The sequence below is a fragment of the Sulfuriferula sp. genome, assembly GCF_054605375.1.
Window position 1 is genome coordinate 14,740 of sequence record NZ_JBTSEG010000022.1, and the last position, 16,269, is coordinate 31,008.

Consider the following 16,269-nt stretch of genomic DNA (forward strand, 5'->3'; position numbering starts at 1 on the left):
TTAAACCGCATCGGCGTTGCCGCCAAGATAGGCTTCGATAACCTTGGGATCTGCCTGCACTTCGGCGGGCTTGCCTTCGGCAATTTTCTGGCCGAAATCGAGTACCGTGACCGTGTCTGAAATACTCATCACCACATCCATGTGGTGTTCGATAAGAATGACGGTAATACCATGGCCGCGGATTTTCTGGATCATGCCGACCAGTTCCTTGATATCCGGGGCGGTCAGGCCAGCCGCGGGCTCATCCAGCAACAGCAGGCTAGGATTCAGTCCCAGTGCGCGGGCAATCTCCAGCAGGCGCTGCTTGCCGTAAGGCAGGTTGCGCGCTTCTTCGTTGGCCAGATCGGCCAGACCGACAAATTGCAGGAGGCTGGCGGCGCGCAGGCGTGCCTCGCGCTTTTCCTTGAGGCAGCGCCGGGTATGGAAGATGACGTCAAATGTGTTGCTGCGGTAGGTATGGTGCAGGCCCACCAATACGTTTTCGATTGCGGTCATTTCGCCGAACAGCTGTACGTTCTGGAAGGTCCGCGCGATACCTTCGCCGGCAATGGATGAAGGCGCGGTGCCGGAAATGATCTTGCCGTTGAATTCGATCTCGCCCGCGGTCGGTGTATAGATACCGGTGAGCACATTCATCATTGTGCTTTTGCCCGAACCATTCGGTCCGATCAATCCGTGCACCGTGCCTTTGGTGATATTCAGCTGGACTTCGTTGAGCGCCTTCAGACCGCCGAATTGCATGAGGACATTGCGCGCCTCAAGCAGATTGCCGTTGGCAGTGACTTTGCAATCCGGGACTAGCCAGGCCTGCTGCGCGTCACCCTTGTCGGTAATCAATTCATGCTTGTGTATCCACTGCGGCCGGATTTTCTGCACGACATTGCGCAGAAATCCCATGATGCCGTCTGGCAGGTAATAGACCACAAACAGGATCATCGCGCCGAAAATCGTCAGGCGATAGTCGGTAATATTGTGGATCCAGAAACTGAAACCGGCCAGGCCCACGGTGAATAACAGCGGGATAGCGACCTGTAGTGGCGTACGTTTTTTGGCGAGCACCGTGTAAATCGAATACAGCACGCCCGATACTGCCATGATCACTGCGATTTTGCGGAACAGGTCTATATCAGACAATACGTTGGGCAGCATGACGATAATGATGGCGCCCAGAATCGGGCCGGATCGTGTTTTGCGCCCGCCCATGATCAGCGCCAGCAGGAACATGATGGTCAGTTCAAAACTGTAGGTATTGGGTGAAATGTATTCTTCGGAATAGGTAAACAGGCTGCCTGCCAGACCTGCCAGCGCAGCACTGAAAACAAAAGCGTAGACCTTGTAGGCGTATACGCTCACCCCCATGCAGTCGGATGCCACCGGGCTGTCACGCAAGGCTTCGAAGGCGCGGCCAAGGTAGGATTTGACGATGCGGTGAACCACTGCGATGGTTACCAGTAATGCCACCAACACAATATAGTAGTAGTCGGTACCGGTGATCTGATGTCCGAAAAATACCGGTTTGCGCAGCGAAATTCCGAGCGGGCCATTGGTCAGGAAATCCATCTCGTTGATCAGTATCTGGACAATAGTGCCGAACGCCAGTGTCACCATGGCCAGATAAGGGCCCGTCACACGCAGTGCCGGGAGTGCCAGAAGGGCACCGAACAGGGCGGTGACAACGATGCTGGCGGGCACCGCGAGCAGGAATGGCACACCCAGCTGGAAGTTGAGTACACCAGCTGTATAGGAACCCACGCCGAATAACGCGGCATGCCCGAGCGAGACTTCGCCCACGTAGCCGACCACGATGTCGAGGCCAAGCAGCAGGATTGCATAGATACCGATGACCACCATCAGGTGGATGTAATACGGATTGGTCCAGACCATGGGCAGGGACGCAAGTACGCCCAATGCCAGGATGAAAGAGATTTTTTTGATGGCGCCCATGCTTATACCTTGTTGATGACGGTTTTACCGAACAGACCGGCGGGCTTGATAGCGAGCACTAGCAATAGCAGTACCAGACCAGGAACGTCTTTGTAACCAGTGGAGAGATAGAATCCGGTGGTCGTTTCCGCAATTCCCAGCAGCAGGCCGCCGACAATCACCCCCATGCCGCTATTGAGACCGCCGATAATCGCCACGGAAAAAGCTTTTAATCCCAGTACCACGCCCATGGTGGCACCGGTTAGCGTCAAGGGGGCGACGAGCACACCCGCAAAGGCAGCAGTCATGGAACTCAAGGCATACGAGAAGGTGATCACCATGCGGGTATTGATGCCCATCAGCCCGGCGGCGTCGCGGTCATTGGAAGTGGCAACCACTGCCTTGCCATAGATGGATTTACGATTGAATATTTCCACCGCCAGCATCATGCCGAGGGCGCCAATCACAACCACTATTTCCATGGGCAACACATGGACACCATGGAAAGAGAGCGGGGATTCCGGTAGCGGCGAAGGAAACTTGAGATCGTCGCGACCCCAGATGTTTTCCGCCACGTTCTTGAAAATGATGCCCAGCGCGATCGTGCCCATGATCCAGCCGAATTCGGATTTGTTCTTGAGCGCGGGACGCACGGCGACGCGTTCTACCACGACTCCCTGCAGTGCACCGAAAACCAGTACCAGCGGGATCATCAGCCAGTAATTCATATGACCAACCAGGGTCAGACCGACCAATGCACCCAGCATCAGCGCCTCGCCTTGACCGAAGTTAAGGGTGCGCGAAGTGGCAAATGTCAGTTGATAACCAAAAGCAATCACAGCGTAAATCATGCCGAGTGATATGCCGCTTACAATCAGTTGCGCGAGAATTTGCATGGGGGGCTTTCCATCTAAAATGAGCCGGGAACGGATGATCCGTCCCTGGCTCATGATTTGCTACAGGCTTACCTGTGCACAGATTACTTTTTGGAATGAGGCTTGACTTGTTTCGGCCCTGCCAGATCAGCTTCGTCAGCATAAACCACACGCCCGCCCTTGACTTCACCCATGACGGTCATATTCATGGTGATAGCTTCATGATTATCATGAGTGTATGGGTGATTGTAAGTTGTGATCACGCCCGCCACCGGGGTGCGCAGATTTTCCAGCGCTTGACGGATTTTTGGGCCGTCGGTGCTGCCAGCCTGCTTGATGGCGGCCGCCAGAAGGTACATTGAGTCGTAACCCTGAGCAGCGGAGACCGGGGAAGGAATGCGATCGACTTTATAAGCCTGTTGATAGGCGGCAATAAATGCCTTGCGCTTCGGCGTATTGGGTTCCTGGATGAAGGTTTGCGGCATGCGTGCACCTTCGCCATTCTTGCCGGCATTGTCAATGAAGTTGCCCATTGACAGGGTCCAGCTGCCGATCATCGGCACTTTCCAGCCCAGTTTTTCCATGCCGTTGGCGATTTGCGCCAGTTCAGGCCCGATGCCGTAAGTGAGGATCGCTTGGGCGCCGGCTGCTTTGGCCTTGAGCAACTGAGCGGTCATGTCCACATCCTTGATATTGAATTTTTCTTCCGCAACCGGCTTGATGCCTTTCGCCGCCAGCGCTTTTTCCAGGTCTTCGCGACCAAGCTGGCCGTAGTTGGTCGAGTCGGCGAGGATGGCTACCTTGGTGAATTTGCGCTTTACGATCGCGTCATTGACGATCAGCGCGGACTGGATAGTGTCGTTGGCGGAAGTGCGGAATACATAGTTGTCGGGATATTGCGGGGGCAGGAACTGTTTGGTGACGATAGATCCGGTAGCGACGTTGTTGATGACCGGAATTTTTGCTTCTTCATAGAAGCGTTGGGCTGCCAACGATACACCGGTATTAATAAATCCAAGTGCTGCGATCACATGTTCCCGGTTAATCAGTTCCTGGGTGACTTGAATACCGCGGCTGTTATCTGCCTGATCATCACGCTCAATCAGCTCGATCTGGCGACCCAGGATGCCGCCGTTGCGATTAATTTCAGTTGCCGCCAGTTTCACACCGTCGCGCATGCTGACGCCCATCGGTGCGGAACCGCCGGTGAAGGGGCCCGAAACGCCAATCTTGATCGGTTCCGCAGCAATTGCTGCGGAGGTGGCGCACAGCGCAAGCGCTGCTACCAGTGTCTTAAGACTATTTTTCATATACTGCTCCATGGGTCGTGGTAGTAATGTCAAACCGTTAGGCGGATTGACGGCAGGTTCCATGCCGCGCAGAGGCGGTCACGGAATTTCATATTATAAAATTGATTGCTGCACTATGGGATACTCTAGCTGATTACTTTTCTGATTTCAAGAATTCGTGTGGATACAAAGATAAAAGAATCATTGATAATATTATGAATATTCTTAATTATCGGCTTCATTCGTTACTTAATCCGGGTCGGAAACCAGAATAACCAATACACGATAAGGACCATGCGCGCCGAGCGTGACGGTTTGCTCAATATCAGCCGTACGGGATGGTCCGGAAATGAAATTGACTGCACGCGGTGGAAACGGATGCTCTGCGCGCAGCAAATCCCATGCGTCTTCCATCGACGCCACAATTCGCTGTGTGTTTAGTATGGCAACATGCGTTTCCGGCAACAGGCTATTGCTGGCAGGTGTTTCCGGCCCGGATAACATCATCAGTGTACCGGTTTCGGCTATAGCGCAAAACACGCCGGTGATGCCGACCATATCCTGGCCATTGGCACAACGCGCGGAAATTTCCAGACTCGCTGCGCTCCATGGCAGGCAACTGACGGCAGGCCAACAAACCCCACGAACCGGCAGATGTCTTTCATTCAGATAATGTGCTACTTGTGCCGGAATCTCTGCTGTGCTTGCGACGTCGATGACATCGCTGGATAACTCTAAGGCGCGTTCCTTGAAAAGTGGGGTCAGGTTAACCTGTATGGCAGGCGCTGGCCCGCGCGGATGCTCTGCAAGGTAGGTGTCGATTTCAGCATTCCTGCTGCCGAGTACCATGCCAATGCGAGCCAAAATCCGTTCACGGGCGCTCAAGAAAGTTTCCTTTGCCGATAAAGTTCCCGGAAAGTTTTTCCATGCGGCGCCGGCAAGTCCCGGCCTGTAGTCCAGCCGGTTGCTGTTGGCAAGTGATGTAACAGACGTTCCTTGCCCCCAGAGAATCGTAAAATACGAACGGCAATTTTAGTTGCCAAAGCATAAGCAACAGGGCGACGAGCCAGCCATCCCCACAACTTGAGAACGGTTTTTTCTTGCCAGGATTTCAGCCCCCGATCCATCTGTTTTTCACGTAGCTGGCGCAGAAGATCCGGGAGCGGAATTTTTACCGGACAAACTACTCCGCAGGCGCCGCAAAGTGTTGAAGCGTTCGGCAGATCAGGCGCATTCTCCAGACCTACAAAAGTGGGGGTCAGGATCGAGCCCATCGGCCCCGGATACACCCAGCCGTAGGCATGCCCACCAATATTCTGGTATACCGGGCAATGATTCATGCATGCGCCGCAGCGGATGCAGCGCAACATGCTTTGCATTTCGCCACCAAGCAGACTGCTGCGGCCGTTATCGACGAGAATGATGTGAAAATGCTCGGGGCCATCCTGGTCGTCCGCTTCTTTTGTGCCGGTCAGTACTGACACATAATTGGTGATGGATTGGCCAGTGGCGGAGCGTGGCAGCAGACGCAGCAGGGTGGTGACATCTTCAAGTGTCGGGACGACTTTTTCAATGCCGGTGATTGCGACATGCACACGCGGCAGCGTCGTCACCAAGCGGCCATTACCCTCGTTGGTCACAATCAGCGCCGAACCCGTTTCGGCTATCAGGAAGTTGGCCCCCGAGATGCCCATATCAGCAGCAAGAAAGCTGGGGCGAAGAATCTCGCGTGCCTCACGGCATAATTCGGTAATGTCGGTATTGCGAGGCCGATTGTGCTTCTCTGCGAACAGGTCGGCAATATCCTCCTTGTTCTTGTGCACCACGGGGGCAACGATATGGGAAGGGGCTTCGTGGGCAAGCTGCAGGATATATTCACCCAGATCGGTCTCCATCACCTCAATGCCTGCGGCCTCTAGCGCTTCATTCAGACCGCATTCCTCGGTGACCATGGATTTGGATTTGGCAACCTTGCGGACCTGATGTTGCGCAGCAATTTCAGTCACGATACGGTTCACGTCGGCATCGCTTTCGGCCCAGTGAACGATCGCCCCGCGTGCCTTGGCTTGTTGTTCAAAGCGTAGCAGCCATTGATCAAGATTGCCCAGCACGCGGTCGCGGATAGCCGCAGCGGCAGTGCGTGTTTCCTCGAAATCACCTATTTCACCGATGACAGCTGCACGGCCTTCGACAAAACGGGTCTGTAGGCGCGATAGTGCGTTCTGCAGTTTTGCGTCGTTGAGCTTTTGCGTGACCGAGCGTTTGAAATGAATCGAAGAGACTTGCATCAGGTGTCATCCTCGTTACCCGCAAGCACTTCCGCGATGTGCAGCACGCGCGTGGTGTGATTGCCACGTCGACGCAAGCGGCCTTCCATGTTGAGCATGCAGCCGAGATCACCTGCGACAATGGCGCCAGCGCTGGTGGCTTCGATATGCTTGCATTTGTTGTCCGCCATGCGCGTGGATAATTCTCCGAATTTAACTGAAAATGCACCACCAAAGCCGCAACAGGTTGTGGATTCAACCATTTCAACAAGCGTGACGCCGGGCAATTTAGCCAGCAAGGCGCGCGGCTGATCTTGTATGCCAAGCTCATGCAGGCCCGAGCAGGAATCGTGATAGGTAATCGTGCCCTTGAAGCGGCCGGGAATGACAGCGAGCTTGACCACGCTGGTAAGAAAATCAGTGAGTTCGTAGGCGTGCTGACTCAGACGCTCAATTCTACTCTGTAAGGCTGGATCATCGCGAAACAGATCGGGGTAATGTATCCGGATCATGCCGGCGCAGGAGCCTGATGGCGCCACGACATAGTCACAGGTTTCAAATTCTTCGAGAAATTTCAGCGCCAGTGCCTTGGCGGTTTCGCGGTCACCGGAATTGTAGCCAGGCTGGCCGCAACAAGTTTGATTCTCTGGTACAACAACTTCGCACCCTGCGGCTTCGAGCAAACGGAGTGCTGAGAAGCCTATGCCGGGGCGCATTGCATCCACCAGGCAAGTGACAAATAATCCTACGCGCATTGTTTATCCCCGCGATCGACCGCCGGCTATTGCCTGCGGAGTCATGGCATTGAAGGGCATAACGCGAATTGGTGCTGCTATGCCGCCATGAAAATTTTTTGCATAATGATCCTTTATTTCATATGCTGCAACAACACTGAAAATAATTCTGGATTACGAGGGGGAAAGTCATTGAGTATAGATGAGCCCAAGTCATCGATTCAAGTCATTGATCGCATGATGAAACTGTTAAATGTGCTGGCTGATCACGCAGAGCCTCTGGGTCTGAAACAGCTGGCCGCCCAGACGAGCCTGCACCCATCAAGCGCCCACCGGATCCTCGGCGTAATGGTGGAAAAGGGGTTTGTAGAACGGATTGAACCCGGAAGCTATCAGCTTGGCATCAAGCTGCTTGAACTTGGAAATCTGGTCAAGGCGCGCATCAATGTGCGGCAGGTGGCGCTGCCTTTCATGCAAAAACTGCGCGATGAACTGGACGAAACGGTGAACCTGACTTTACGCCAGGGCGATGAAATAGTTTATGTAGAGCGCGTGACTGCAGCCAAATCGATGATGCGGGTGGTACAGGTAGTTGGCACGCGCGCGCCGTTACATATTACGGCTGTCGGGAAAATCTTCCTTGCGGAAGATGGTCAGAAAGGCTGTGAGGAGTATGTGCTGCGTAGCGGTATGCCGGCCTACACCAAAAATACGATTACAACCCTTGAAAGATTGCGGGAAGAAGTTGATAAGGCTGAATGTGCCGGATTTGCCCTTGATCAGGAAGAAGCAGAAAAGGGAGTATGTTGCATCGGTGCTGGCATTTGTGATTCTTCTGGGAAGCTGGTGGCCGGCTTGTCCATTTCAGCCCCCGCGGAGCGAATTGATTACAAATGGTCTCGAAGGGTAAAGGACGTCGCCGGTGAAATCTCGCGCGCCATGGGATATCCCGGCTAGACGGATCGACGGGTGGGATGGCGAGAAGAATCGGATAAGCTGAGTTTGACGGGTACTGGCCCACTATCAGGATACTTTGGGGTAAATATTGCAGGAAACTTTTTATCGGCCCGACAGTGAATTGTTTCGTACTACGCGAAGCCTGCCCGCTGCTATTTACAATCGGGCGCATACCCTGCTGACGCAAAGCCGGACAGGTTGTGTCTTTGTCCCGATACGGACAATGCAATATATGGCCGTACTGGATGCAGCCGAATTTATTTTTGTGGACAGGGAACGCCCCGATCTGATCGAGCTGGCATGGCAGTCATTTCACCCAGGCCATCGCGATTCACTGGAGGATCCGGTTCCATTCGAGTTGGTGTATTACGACGAACGTGCGACCTCGACCATGCAGCGCTTGGTTGTGGAGTTCAATAAAGCGCTGCTCCTGTTATCCGAGCGGCGTGCGGTAGGTATGCAAACCGCCAGAATTCTCAGTTTTTCGCGTAAGTCTTAGATGAAGGCCGCAATGGTCTGCCGTCCAGTTTAAGCGCCACCAGTGTGGATGACTGGTGCTCAAGCCAGGTTTTGATGCGCTCAGCGTCGGCTACCCGAGCGTACTTCGCGCCGTCCAGCAGAACAATAATGACTTCTTTATGCGCAATTTTTGCCTGCATCACCAGGCAATGGCCGGCTTCGTTGATAAAGCCGGTCTTGGACAGGCCGATATTCCAGTTATCATTCCGCACCAGCCGGTTAGTGTTATGGAATTCGACACGTCGTACGATATGTCGCCATTCCTTTTTGTGCTTGTGACCGACGCGAACCAGCGCCGGGCGGGTAATTTCATAGCTGCCTGTGGTGGTTATATCGCGTATTTGCGGGTAGCGGGCGGCAGCTTCCACCATTTTCGCCAGATCTTCGGCTGTGGAACGGTTATTGCTGGTTAGTCCGGTAGGGTCTTCAAAAGTTGTGTGCATCATGTTGAGTGCACGTGCCTTGTTATTCATGGCTGCGATAAAACGCTGAAGCCCACCCGGATAGTTTCGCGCCAGGGCATGTGCCGCGCGATTTTCGGAAGCGATCAGGGCAAGGTGGAGTAGTTCGCCGCGACTCAGGGTCGTGCCGACCGCCAGACGCGAGCTGCTGTGACGTAAATTGTCAACATCAAGCGCGCTGATGGTGATGTTTTCATCCATGGGTTGATGCGCATCCAGCAATACCATGGCGGTCATCAGCTTGGTAATAGACGCAATCGGAGTCAGAAAATCGGCATTTTTCTGATACAGGGCCTGACCATTGTTCTGATTCAGTACCAAAACAGCCAATGAATTGAGCTTTGGCTCATTGGCCGGAAGATCGGGGATATCGGTTATATCATTTTGCGCAATGCGCGTGACGTGCTGCGTGTGCGGGCTACCGGTATGGGCATGCGCGACCGGTAAGGTAGTGAGTGAAGCGAGCAGAAAAATAAACAGCCTAGCATTCATGGTGTGCTTGTATAGGTCGCGTGAGATGGAATGTATCAAAAAAAGCGGCACTTGACGCAATAACTTTAGATTTATTTTAACTATCGGGCAAAGTGCTTGGAAAGCCTCGATTTTCATTGACATGCAGGATAATTTCAAATTATAAAGAACAACATGGGAGCTAGTCTGCATAAAATGCTCGAAAAAATAGATATAAATGCGCTCCCATCGCTACCGCATTTTTTGCTTAAATTGCTTATTGCCTGCGATCAGGAGGAGGTAAGTATCGGCGATCTTGCTGCATTGTTGCGTCAAGATCCTGCATTGAGCGCGAAGGTGATTGCCAGCGCCAGCATGCGCACCCAAGCCGGATCGGCCCGGCGTGGCCTGCTGTTGTCTGCTCTGCACACGTTGGGCGTAGATGAGGTGCGCGGCATTGCCCTGAATTCGGCATTGCAAGGCGCGACCCTGAAATCTTCAGCGGACTGGCATGAGATGCGGCAACTATGGCGACATGCTGTAGTGACAGCGCGGATGGCGCAGGCACTGGCAGACAAAATAGCTTACGTGGATACAGAAGAAGCCTATATGGCAGGTTTGTTGCACGATATCGGGCGCAACGCGTTAGGAGCGTGTTATCCGGCCGAATATATGAATACCCAGACAGGCTCGCATGATGAAAGTGTGCTGATGGCACGAGAGTCCCGCATATTAGGGGTGAACCATGCAGAAATAGGGGGAGCAATTGCACGTAATTGGGGTGTGCGCTCGTTCCTTGCGGATGCGATACGTTATCACCATGAATCGGCGGCTCGGCTTACCAATGCCCATCCGCTGTTGCGGATTGTCAGCGTGGCGCAACATCTCACCGAACTGGACGAGGATATGCCGCATGATGCACAAATATTGAGCCTGTTGAATCTAACACCTGCAGATGCGCAGGCAGTGGCGCAGCTTGCGCACGCACACCTGCGCGAGACGGAGCATGCTTTTGGATTGGAGCCTGAAGAGGCGACGGAGCTGGTAGAAAAGCCTGCACATGAAGAGGAGGGTGAGAGGCGGCGCTATAGAGCGGATCCGGGTCGCTCCAGTCCGTCTGTGCGAGACGTGGCCGACCAGAGGGTGCGCGAGCAACTGGCAGAACGTGTACGCGACATGGTCATGTTCGACACATTGAAAAACGGCCTGTTTGCAGCCGGCGACAATGCGGCCTGGCGCGGCGCGCTGAATAGCAGTTTGCGTGCCGCATTTGGCTTGAAAGACGCCATCCTGTTCCTGCCGCAAGGACGCGATGGCATGCTGCGAGGCGTCGGAGATGATGCCGAAGGCCTGGCCGCACAGATACTCATTCCACCCGATGATCCATACAGTATGCTGGCACTTACCCTGCGTCAGGGTCGTCCGGCGCATAGCCTGCAAGCGGAGACGCCCCCCTTGACTGTATTGGATGAGCAGGTGATCGGGCTGACCGGGAAAACCGCCATGTTGTGTCTGCCGCTGCTGGATGCGGGGGTGCCCATGGGATTGGCCGTATGTGGAATAGATCCGGCAGACGCGGCATTGCTGGACGAGCGCTTGCCCTTGTTGACGCGCTTTATGCGGCAGGCAGCCAGGGCGCTGCGGCAGAAGCAGAGTGCCAAGGCGGTATCTCCACCTCCACGGGTCGAGAATGCACGAAAAATCATGCATGAGGTTAATAACCCGCTCAATATCGTTAAAAACTATCTGCGTATTTTGGGCACCAAACTGCCGCAGCAAGACGCTGCACACGCTGATCTGAAAATCATTGCCGACGAAATAGACCGCGTCAGTAGCCTCCTTAAAAAGCTGCTTGGAGGTCAGGAAAATGCGCCAGGAATCGTTGCGATCGTGGATGTCAACCGGGTAGTGCTTGAAGTGGTGGGCCTGCTCAAACCCACCTTGATTGCCCCGGGTCGGGTGCAGGTGGAAACCCTGCTTGCGCCGGATCTGTCTGAGCTACACAGTGACGCCGGTCAAATCAGGCAAGTGTTGCATAATTTGATCAAAAATGCGGTTGAGGCAATGCCGGAAGGCGGCAAGCTGCGTATTGCAACTGCCCGATTCAAACAAGGTGCGAACACGGGCATTGAATTGCGCATAGAAGACAGTGGCCCTGGCATACCGGATGCAATACGCGCCAAATTATTCCAGCCGGTAACCACGGCCAAGGAAGGTGATCATGCCGGCCTTGGATTGTCCATAGTGCATGGTTTGATAAAAGGAATGGGCGGTACCATCGAATGTGAGACGCGCCCTGTTGGCGCTGCATTTATTGTACGCCTCCCCGCCACTGGCAAGCGCCATTAATCTATAGCGAGGATTTCATGCTGGCAGAATTAAAGCAGCGCATTATTGATGGACAGGTACACCAGGTTTTCAGTGTGCCACGTATCCTTGTGGTGGACGATGAGCCACTATTGCGCGACAGTCTGCGCGATATTTTATTGCAGAATGGGTATGAGGCCAGCGTGGCCCGCAATGGGCGCGACGCGCTGGTACAGATTGCGCGACAGCACTTTGATGCCATATTGCTGGATCTGTTCATGCCCGATATTCATGGCACAGAGGTATTGGATTTCATCGCCAGGCGTGGTCTGGATACGCCGGTGATCGTAGTGAGTGGCGATGATTCGGTGGATTCGGTCATCGATGCGCTGCGTGGCGGCGCCCAGGATTTTTTGCGCAAACCCTACCAGCCGGACGAGTTGTTAAAACGTGTCGGAAATGTGATTCAGCGCCGCCGGCTGGAGCTGGAAAACCGGTCGGTGCTACAACAGATGGAGCAGTCGGAAAAATGGCATCGGTTTCTGGTCAATAGCTCGCCGGATTTTATCTATACGCTGGATTGCGAAGGCCGTTTTACATTTGTCAATGATCGCGTCGAATCCCTGCTGGGCTACAAGCACGATGAGTTGCTTGGTCAGCATTACACCGCCGTGATATTCGAAGACGATTTCAAGCATGCCCAGTATGTGTTCAATGAGCGGCGCACCGGAAAGCGCGCCTCGCGTTACGTGGAATTGCGTCTGAAATGCAAGGACTGCGCGCGCAATATGGCTGAAAACCGGATTCTGGTAGTCGAGCTGAACGCGATCGGCATGTACGAGCAGTCGGAAAACAAATTTGCGTCGCGCTATCTGGGTACCTATGGGGTGGCAAAGGATATCAGCGAGCGTAAAAAAGCCGAAGAAACCATCCATTATCAAGCGTATCACGACCTCCTGACAGGCTTGCCAAATCGCGTGCTGTTCAAGGATCGTCTCAATCTCGCCATTGCGCAGGCGCGTCGCAATAGCGAAAAATTTGCGGTGATGTGCCTGGATCTGGATCACTTCAAGGTGGTTAACGATACGCTCGGTCACGTTTTTGGCGACGAGCTATTGCTTGCGGTGGCCGCCCGTCTGCACGGATGTTTGCGCGAGGGCGATACATTGGCGCGCATGGGGGGAGATGAATTCAGTCTGTTGTTACCTCAAATCGGCAATACCGAAGTCGTGGCGAATATTGCTGACAAGGTGATTGCAGCATTGGGCAAGCCGTTCCATATTGATCATCATGAATTGTTTGCCACGGTCAGTATTGGTGTGGCGCTTTTTCCAATCGATGGCGAAACGGGCGACAGCCTGATCAAGCATGCCGATATTGCGCTCTATCACGCCAAAACCTGCGGGCGGGATAACTGCCAACTGTTTCATATGGGCATGAATGTACCGCTCTCCAACCGGCTTTCACTGGAGAGCGATTTGCGTCATGCCGTAGAGCGCAACGAATTGGTGACGTATTATCAGCCGCAGGTCAATCTTAAAAGCGGCCATATAACCGGGTTTGAGTGTTTGATTCGCTGGCAACATCCGCAGCGCGGACTGATCCCGCCGGCTGAATTTATTCCGCTGGCAGAAGAAATCGGCATGATAGGCACAATAGGCGAATGGATGCTGCATACCGCATGCCAACAGCTCCGAACCTGGAAAATCCAGAATCTGCCGCCGGTACGGCTGGCCATCAATATCTCGCCACGCCAGATGGAGCAATCCGATTTTGTAGAGCATATTCTGGATGAACTGCGCCAGCATGGTCTGGATCATAATGTGCTGGAAGTGGAAATTACCGAAAACCTGATTATGAAAGAGGTTGAGCGCACAGTAGAAAAACTGAAGCATCTCAGTGCAAGCGGAATCAAGATCGCTATCGACGATTTTGGCACCGGCTATTCCTCACTGAATTACCTGAAAAAATTCCCCATCCATACCATCAAAATCGACCAGTCATTCATCGCGGATATTGAACGTGACGGTGACACCTCGATTGTCACCGCGATTATCGCCATGGCCAAAGGTTTGCATCTGAATCTGATAGCCGAAGGCGTGGAGACCGAAAATCAACTGGCCTTTTTGCGCAAGATGGAGTGCGATGAAATCCAAGGATTCCTGTTGAGCGAGCCGCTCACGGCACAGGCTGCCACTACCATGCTGATAGAGAACGTTACTCCGCCAGCGGCGTTAAGTAGAAGACGGTAATTGTGAATTGTATGCGATTCGAGGGAGTCGTGGTGGCCAGGGGCAGAATCGAACTGCCGACACGCGGATTTTCAATCCGCTGCTCTACCAACTGAGCTACCTGGCCGTGAAGCCCGCCATTAGACCCTGAGCGGGCTGTTTCGTCAAGTTTTTTCCCCGATATTAATCGTAAAAAAACCGCTGACCAGCATAGGCCAGCAGCGAGTATGACGTAAAGCTCACCCCGCATTTCTGCAGCATGCGGTCGCGTTAGAGCCGCGATCCGGGGATGACCATCAGAAACTCCGGCGGGATGGAAATCGAGCCCGTGCGTACAGCCGGAAAACGGGAACTCGCCTCAATTGCTCGCCAAGTCATTTTGGTAGTGGCCATGTTATCTACTGTGTCAGTAAGGCGTGAGCTTTTGTATAGCTGGTACCGTTATTGTGGGTGAGCGCCAGTAAGAGACGTCAGGCGTAACGTGATGCAACTACCGCCGTCTGAAATATTGCATATGCAATAAAAAACCCCCGCCGTAGCGGGGGTTTTTCGGGGTTGCTGTGAAGCAGGCTTACATCATGCCGCCCATTCCACCCATACCGCCCATACCACCCATGTCGCCCATGCCAGCACCGCCACCGGACTTGTCATCCGGCAGTTCGGCCACCATTGCATCGGTAGTCAGCATCAGGCCGGCCACAGAAGCAGCGTTTTGCAACGCGGTACGCGTCACCTTGGTCGGATCGAGCACGCCCATTTCCACCATGTCGCCGTATTCGCTGGTTGCAGCGTTGTAGCCGTAGTTGCCTTTGCCTTCCAGCACCTTGTTGACGACCACGGAAGCTTCGTCGCCGCAGTTGATGATGATCTGGCGCAGTGGCTCTTCGATCGCACGCAGTACGATCTTGATACCAGCGTCCTGATCGCTGTTGTCGCCTTTCAGCTTGGTGACACCCAGCTTGGCGCGCAGCAATGCCACGCCGCCGCCGGCAACAATGCCTTCTTCAACAGCAGCACGCGTTGCGTGCAATGCATCTTCCACGCGGGCTTTTTTCTCTTTCATTTCAACTTCAGTCGCCGCACCGACCTTGATCACTGCAACACCGCCGGCCAGTTTGGCCTTGCGCTCTTGCAGTTTTTCCTTGTCGTAGTCGCTGGTGGCTTCTTCAGATTGACGGTTAATCTGGGTAATACGACCTTTGATGGCGTCATCCTGACCAGCGCCGTCGATGAGGATGGTGTTGTCTTTGCCCACCTCGATGCGCTTGGCCTGGCCCAGTTCGGCCAGGGTGATCTTGTCCAGCGTCAGGCCGACTTCTTCAGCGATGACGGTACCGCCGGTGAGGATGGCGATGTCTTCCAGCATGGCCTTGCGACGATCGCCAAAGCCTGGCGCCTTGACAGCACAAGTCTTGAGGATGCCGCGAATGTTGTTCACCACCAGGGTGGCCAGCGCTTCGCCATCGACATCTTCAGCGATGATCAGCAGTGGACGACCGGCCTTGGCGACTTGCTCGAGTGCGGGCAGCAGGTCACGAATATTGGAGATTTTCTTGTCGTGCAGCAACACGTACGGATTTTCCATCGCAACAATTTGCTTGTCGGCATTGTTGATGAAGTAAGGGGACAGGTAACCGCGATCAAACTGCATACCTTCAACCACGTCCAGCTCGTTTTGCAGGCCAGAACCGTCTTCCACGGTAATCACGCCTTCCTTGCCGACTTTTTCCATGGCTTCAGCGATGATGTCGCCGATGGAACTGTCGGAGTTGGCAGAGATCGAGCCGACTTGAGCGATTTCCTTGCCGGTGGTGCAAGGCTTGGAGTTCTTTTGCAGTTCAGCGATGATGGAAATGACCGCTTTGTCCATACCGCGCTTCAGATCCATCGGGTTCATGCCGGCGGCAACAAACTTCATGCCTTCCTTCAGCATGGCCTGAGCCAGCACGGTGGCTGTGGTGGTGCCGTCGCCAGCCACGTCGGAGGTCTTGGAAGACACTTCCTTAACCATTTGCGCGCCCATGTTCTCGAACTTGTCTTTCAGTTCGATTTCCTTGGCGACGGAAACGCCGTCCTTGGTGATGGTCGGTGCGCCGAAAGAGCGGTCCAGCACCACGTTACGGCCTTTAGGTCCGAGGGTCACTTTAACGGCGTCGGCCAGAACATTGACACCGATCATCATTTTTTGGCGCGCTATGTCACCGAATTTTACGTCTTTTGCAGGCATTTTTAGCTCCTAAATCTTTGAATCAATTG

Annotated in this window: 12 protein-coding genes and 1 tRNA gene; 4 read left to right on the forward strand and 9 right to left on the reverse strand. The window is 53.9% G+C overall.

The window, feature by feature from the left end; genetic code table 11:
• From ACYCZJ_RS12205 to ACYCZJ_RS12230, 6 genes are all read right to left on the reverse strand, one after another.
• Positions 1–1,944, reverse strand: coding sequence for a branched-chain amino acid ABC transporter ATP-binding protein/permease (locus ACYCZJ_RS12205; RefSeq protein ID WP_461554502.1), 1,944 nt, complete (start codon positions 1,942–1,944; stop codon positions 1–3).
• 2 nt (positions 1,945–1,946) lie between these two features.
• The gene (locus tag ACYCZJ_RS12210) at positions 1,947–2,819 is read right to left on the reverse strand and encodes a branched-chain amino acid ABC transporter permease (protein ID WP_461554503.1); all 873 of its coding nucleotides are present in this window, start codon (positions 2,817–2,819) and stop codon (positions 1,947–1,949) included.
• 83 nt (positions 2,820–2,902) lie between these two features.
• Positions 2,903–4,108 (reverse strand): ABC transporter substrate-binding protein, encoded by a 1,206-nt coding sequence (locus ACYCZJ_RS12215; protein ID WP_461554504.1) that lies wholly within the window; start codon positions 4,106–4,108, stop codon positions 2,903–2,905.
• Positions 4,109–4,336: 228 nt separating this feature from the next.
• Positions 4,337–4,972 carry a LutC/YkgG family protein gene (locus tag ACYCZJ_RS12220; protein WP_461554505.1) on the reverse strand — a complete coding sequence of 212 codons (636 nt, stop codon included), beginning with the start codon at positions 4,970–4,972 and terminating at the stop codon, positions 4,337–4,339.
• Positions 4,969–6,375, reverse strand: a complete 1,407-nt coding sequence (locus ACYCZJ_RS12225) for a LutB/LldF family L-lactate oxidation iron-sulfur protein (protein ID WP_461554506.1) — start codon at positions 6,373–6,375, stop codon at positions 4,969–4,971. The genes ACYCZJ_RS12220 and ACYCZJ_RS12225 overlap by 4 nt, the downstream gene beginning before the upstream one ends.
• Positions 6,375–7,109, reverse strand: coding sequence for a (Fe-S)-binding protein (locus ACYCZJ_RS12230; RefSeq protein ID WP_461554507.1), 735 nt, complete (start codon positions 7,107–7,109; stop codon positions 6,375–6,377). Before ACYCZJ_RS12230 ends, ACYCZJ_RS12225 begins: the two co-directional genes overlap by 1 nt.
• A gap of 216 nt (positions 7,110–7,325) precedes the next feature.
• On the opposite strand from ACYCZJ_RS12230, the gene ACYCZJ_RS12235 reads away from it, so the two are divergent.
• Complete coding sequence (locus ACYCZJ_RS12235; RefSeq protein WP_461554508.1) at positions 7,326–8,045, forward strand: IclR family transcriptional regulator; 720 nt, start codon at positions 7,326–7,328, stop codon at positions 8,043–8,045.
• A gap of 223 nt (positions 8,046–8,268) precedes the next feature.
• Positions 8,269–8,544, forward strand: a complete 276-nt coding sequence (locus tag ACYCZJ_RS12240) for a hypothetical protein (protein WP_461554509.1) — start codon at positions 8,269–8,271, stop codon at positions 8,542–8,544.
• On the opposite strand, the gene ACYCZJ_RS12245 is transcribed toward ACYCZJ_RS12240, so the two are convergent.
• Positions 8,522–9,517 (reverse strand): serine hydrolase, encoded by a 996-nt coding sequence (locus tag ACYCZJ_RS12245; RefSeq protein ID WP_461554510.1) that lies wholly within the window; start codon positions 9,515–9,517, stop codon positions 8,522–8,524. The two genes, ACYCZJ_RS12240 and ACYCZJ_RS12245, sit on opposite strands and share 23 nt — an antisense overlap.
• A 174-nt stretch (positions 9,518–9,691) precedes the next feature.
• Between ACYCZJ_RS12245 and ACYCZJ_RS12250 the strand changes: the two genes are divergently transcribed.
• A complete protein-coding gene (locus ACYCZJ_RS12250) occupies positions 9,692–11,824 on the forward strand; it encodes an HDOD domain-containing protein (protein ID WP_461554511.1) in 2,133 nt (710 codons plus the stop codon).
• A gap of 17 nt (positions 11,825–11,841) precedes the next feature.
• Positions 11,842–14,034, forward strand: coding sequence for a putative bifunctional diguanylate cyclase/phosphodiesterase (locus ACYCZJ_RS12255; protein ID WP_461554512.1), 2,193 nt, complete (start codon positions 11,842–11,844; stop codon positions 14,032–14,034).
• Positions 14,035–14,064: 30 nt separating this feature from the next.
• Here the strand turns inward: ACYCZJ_RS12255 and ACYCZJ_RS12260 are convergent.
• Both ACYCZJ_RS12260 and groL read right to left on the reverse strand, forming a co-directional pair.
• Positions 14,065–14,140, reverse strand: a tRNA-Phe gene (locus ACYCZJ_RS12260).
• A gap of 444 nt (positions 14,141–14,584) precedes the next feature.
• Entirely contained in the window at positions 14,585–16,240 is a 1,656-nt protein-coding gene (groL, locus tag ACYCZJ_RS12265; protein ID WP_461554513.1) for a chaperonin GroEL, read from the reverse strand.
• Positions 16,241–16,269: the final 29 nt, after the last annotated feature.

Excerpts from the sequence above, each read along its gene's own strand:
- ACYCZJ_RS12250 (WP_461554511.1), top strand. The coding sequence starts at position 9,692 with ATGCTCGAAAAAATAGATATAAATGCGCTCCCATCGCTACCGCATTTT.
- ACYCZJ_RS12225 (WP_461554506.1), bottom strand. The coding sequence starts at position 6,375 with ATGCAAGTCTCTTCGATTCATTTCAAACGCTCGGTCACGCAAAAGCTC.
- ACYCZJ_RS12235 (WP_461554508.1), top strand. The coding sequence starts at position 7,326 with ATGATGAAACTGTTAAATGTGCTGGCTGATCACGCAGAGCCTCTGGGT.
- ACYCZJ_RS12210 (WP_461554503.1), bottom strand. The coding sequence starts at position 2,819 with ATGCAAATTCTCGCGCAACTGATTGTAAGCGGCATATCACTCGGCATG.
- ACYCZJ_RS12230 (WP_461554507.1), bottom strand. The coding sequence starts at position 7,109 with ATGCGCGTAGGATTATTTGTCACTTGCCTGGTGGATGCAATGCGCCCC.
- ACYCZJ_RS12215 (WP_461554504.1), bottom strand. The coding sequence starts at position 4,108 with ATGAAAAATAGTCTTAAGACACTGGTAGCAGCGCTTGCGCTGTGCGCC.
- ACYCZJ_RS12255 (WP_461554512.1), top strand. The coding sequence starts at position 11,842 with ATGCTGGCAGAATTAAAGCAGCGCATTATTGATGGACAGGTACACCAG.
- ACYCZJ_RS12240 (WP_461554509.1), top strand. The coding sequence starts at position 8,269 with ATGCAATATATGGCCGTACTGGATGCAGCCGAATTTATTTTTGTGGAC.
- ACYCZJ_RS12245 (WP_461554510.1), bottom strand. The coding sequence starts at position 9,517 with ATGAATGCTAGGCTGTTTATTTTTCTGCTCGCTTCACTCACTACCTTA.
- ACYCZJ_RS12205 (WP_461554502.1), bottom strand. The coding sequence starts at position 1,944 with ATGGGCGCCATCAAAAAAATCTCTTTCATCCTGGCATTGGGCGTACTT.
- groL (WP_461554513.1), bottom strand. The coding sequence starts at position 16,240 with ATGCCTGCAAAAGACGTAAAATTCGGTGACATAGCGCGCCAAAAAATG.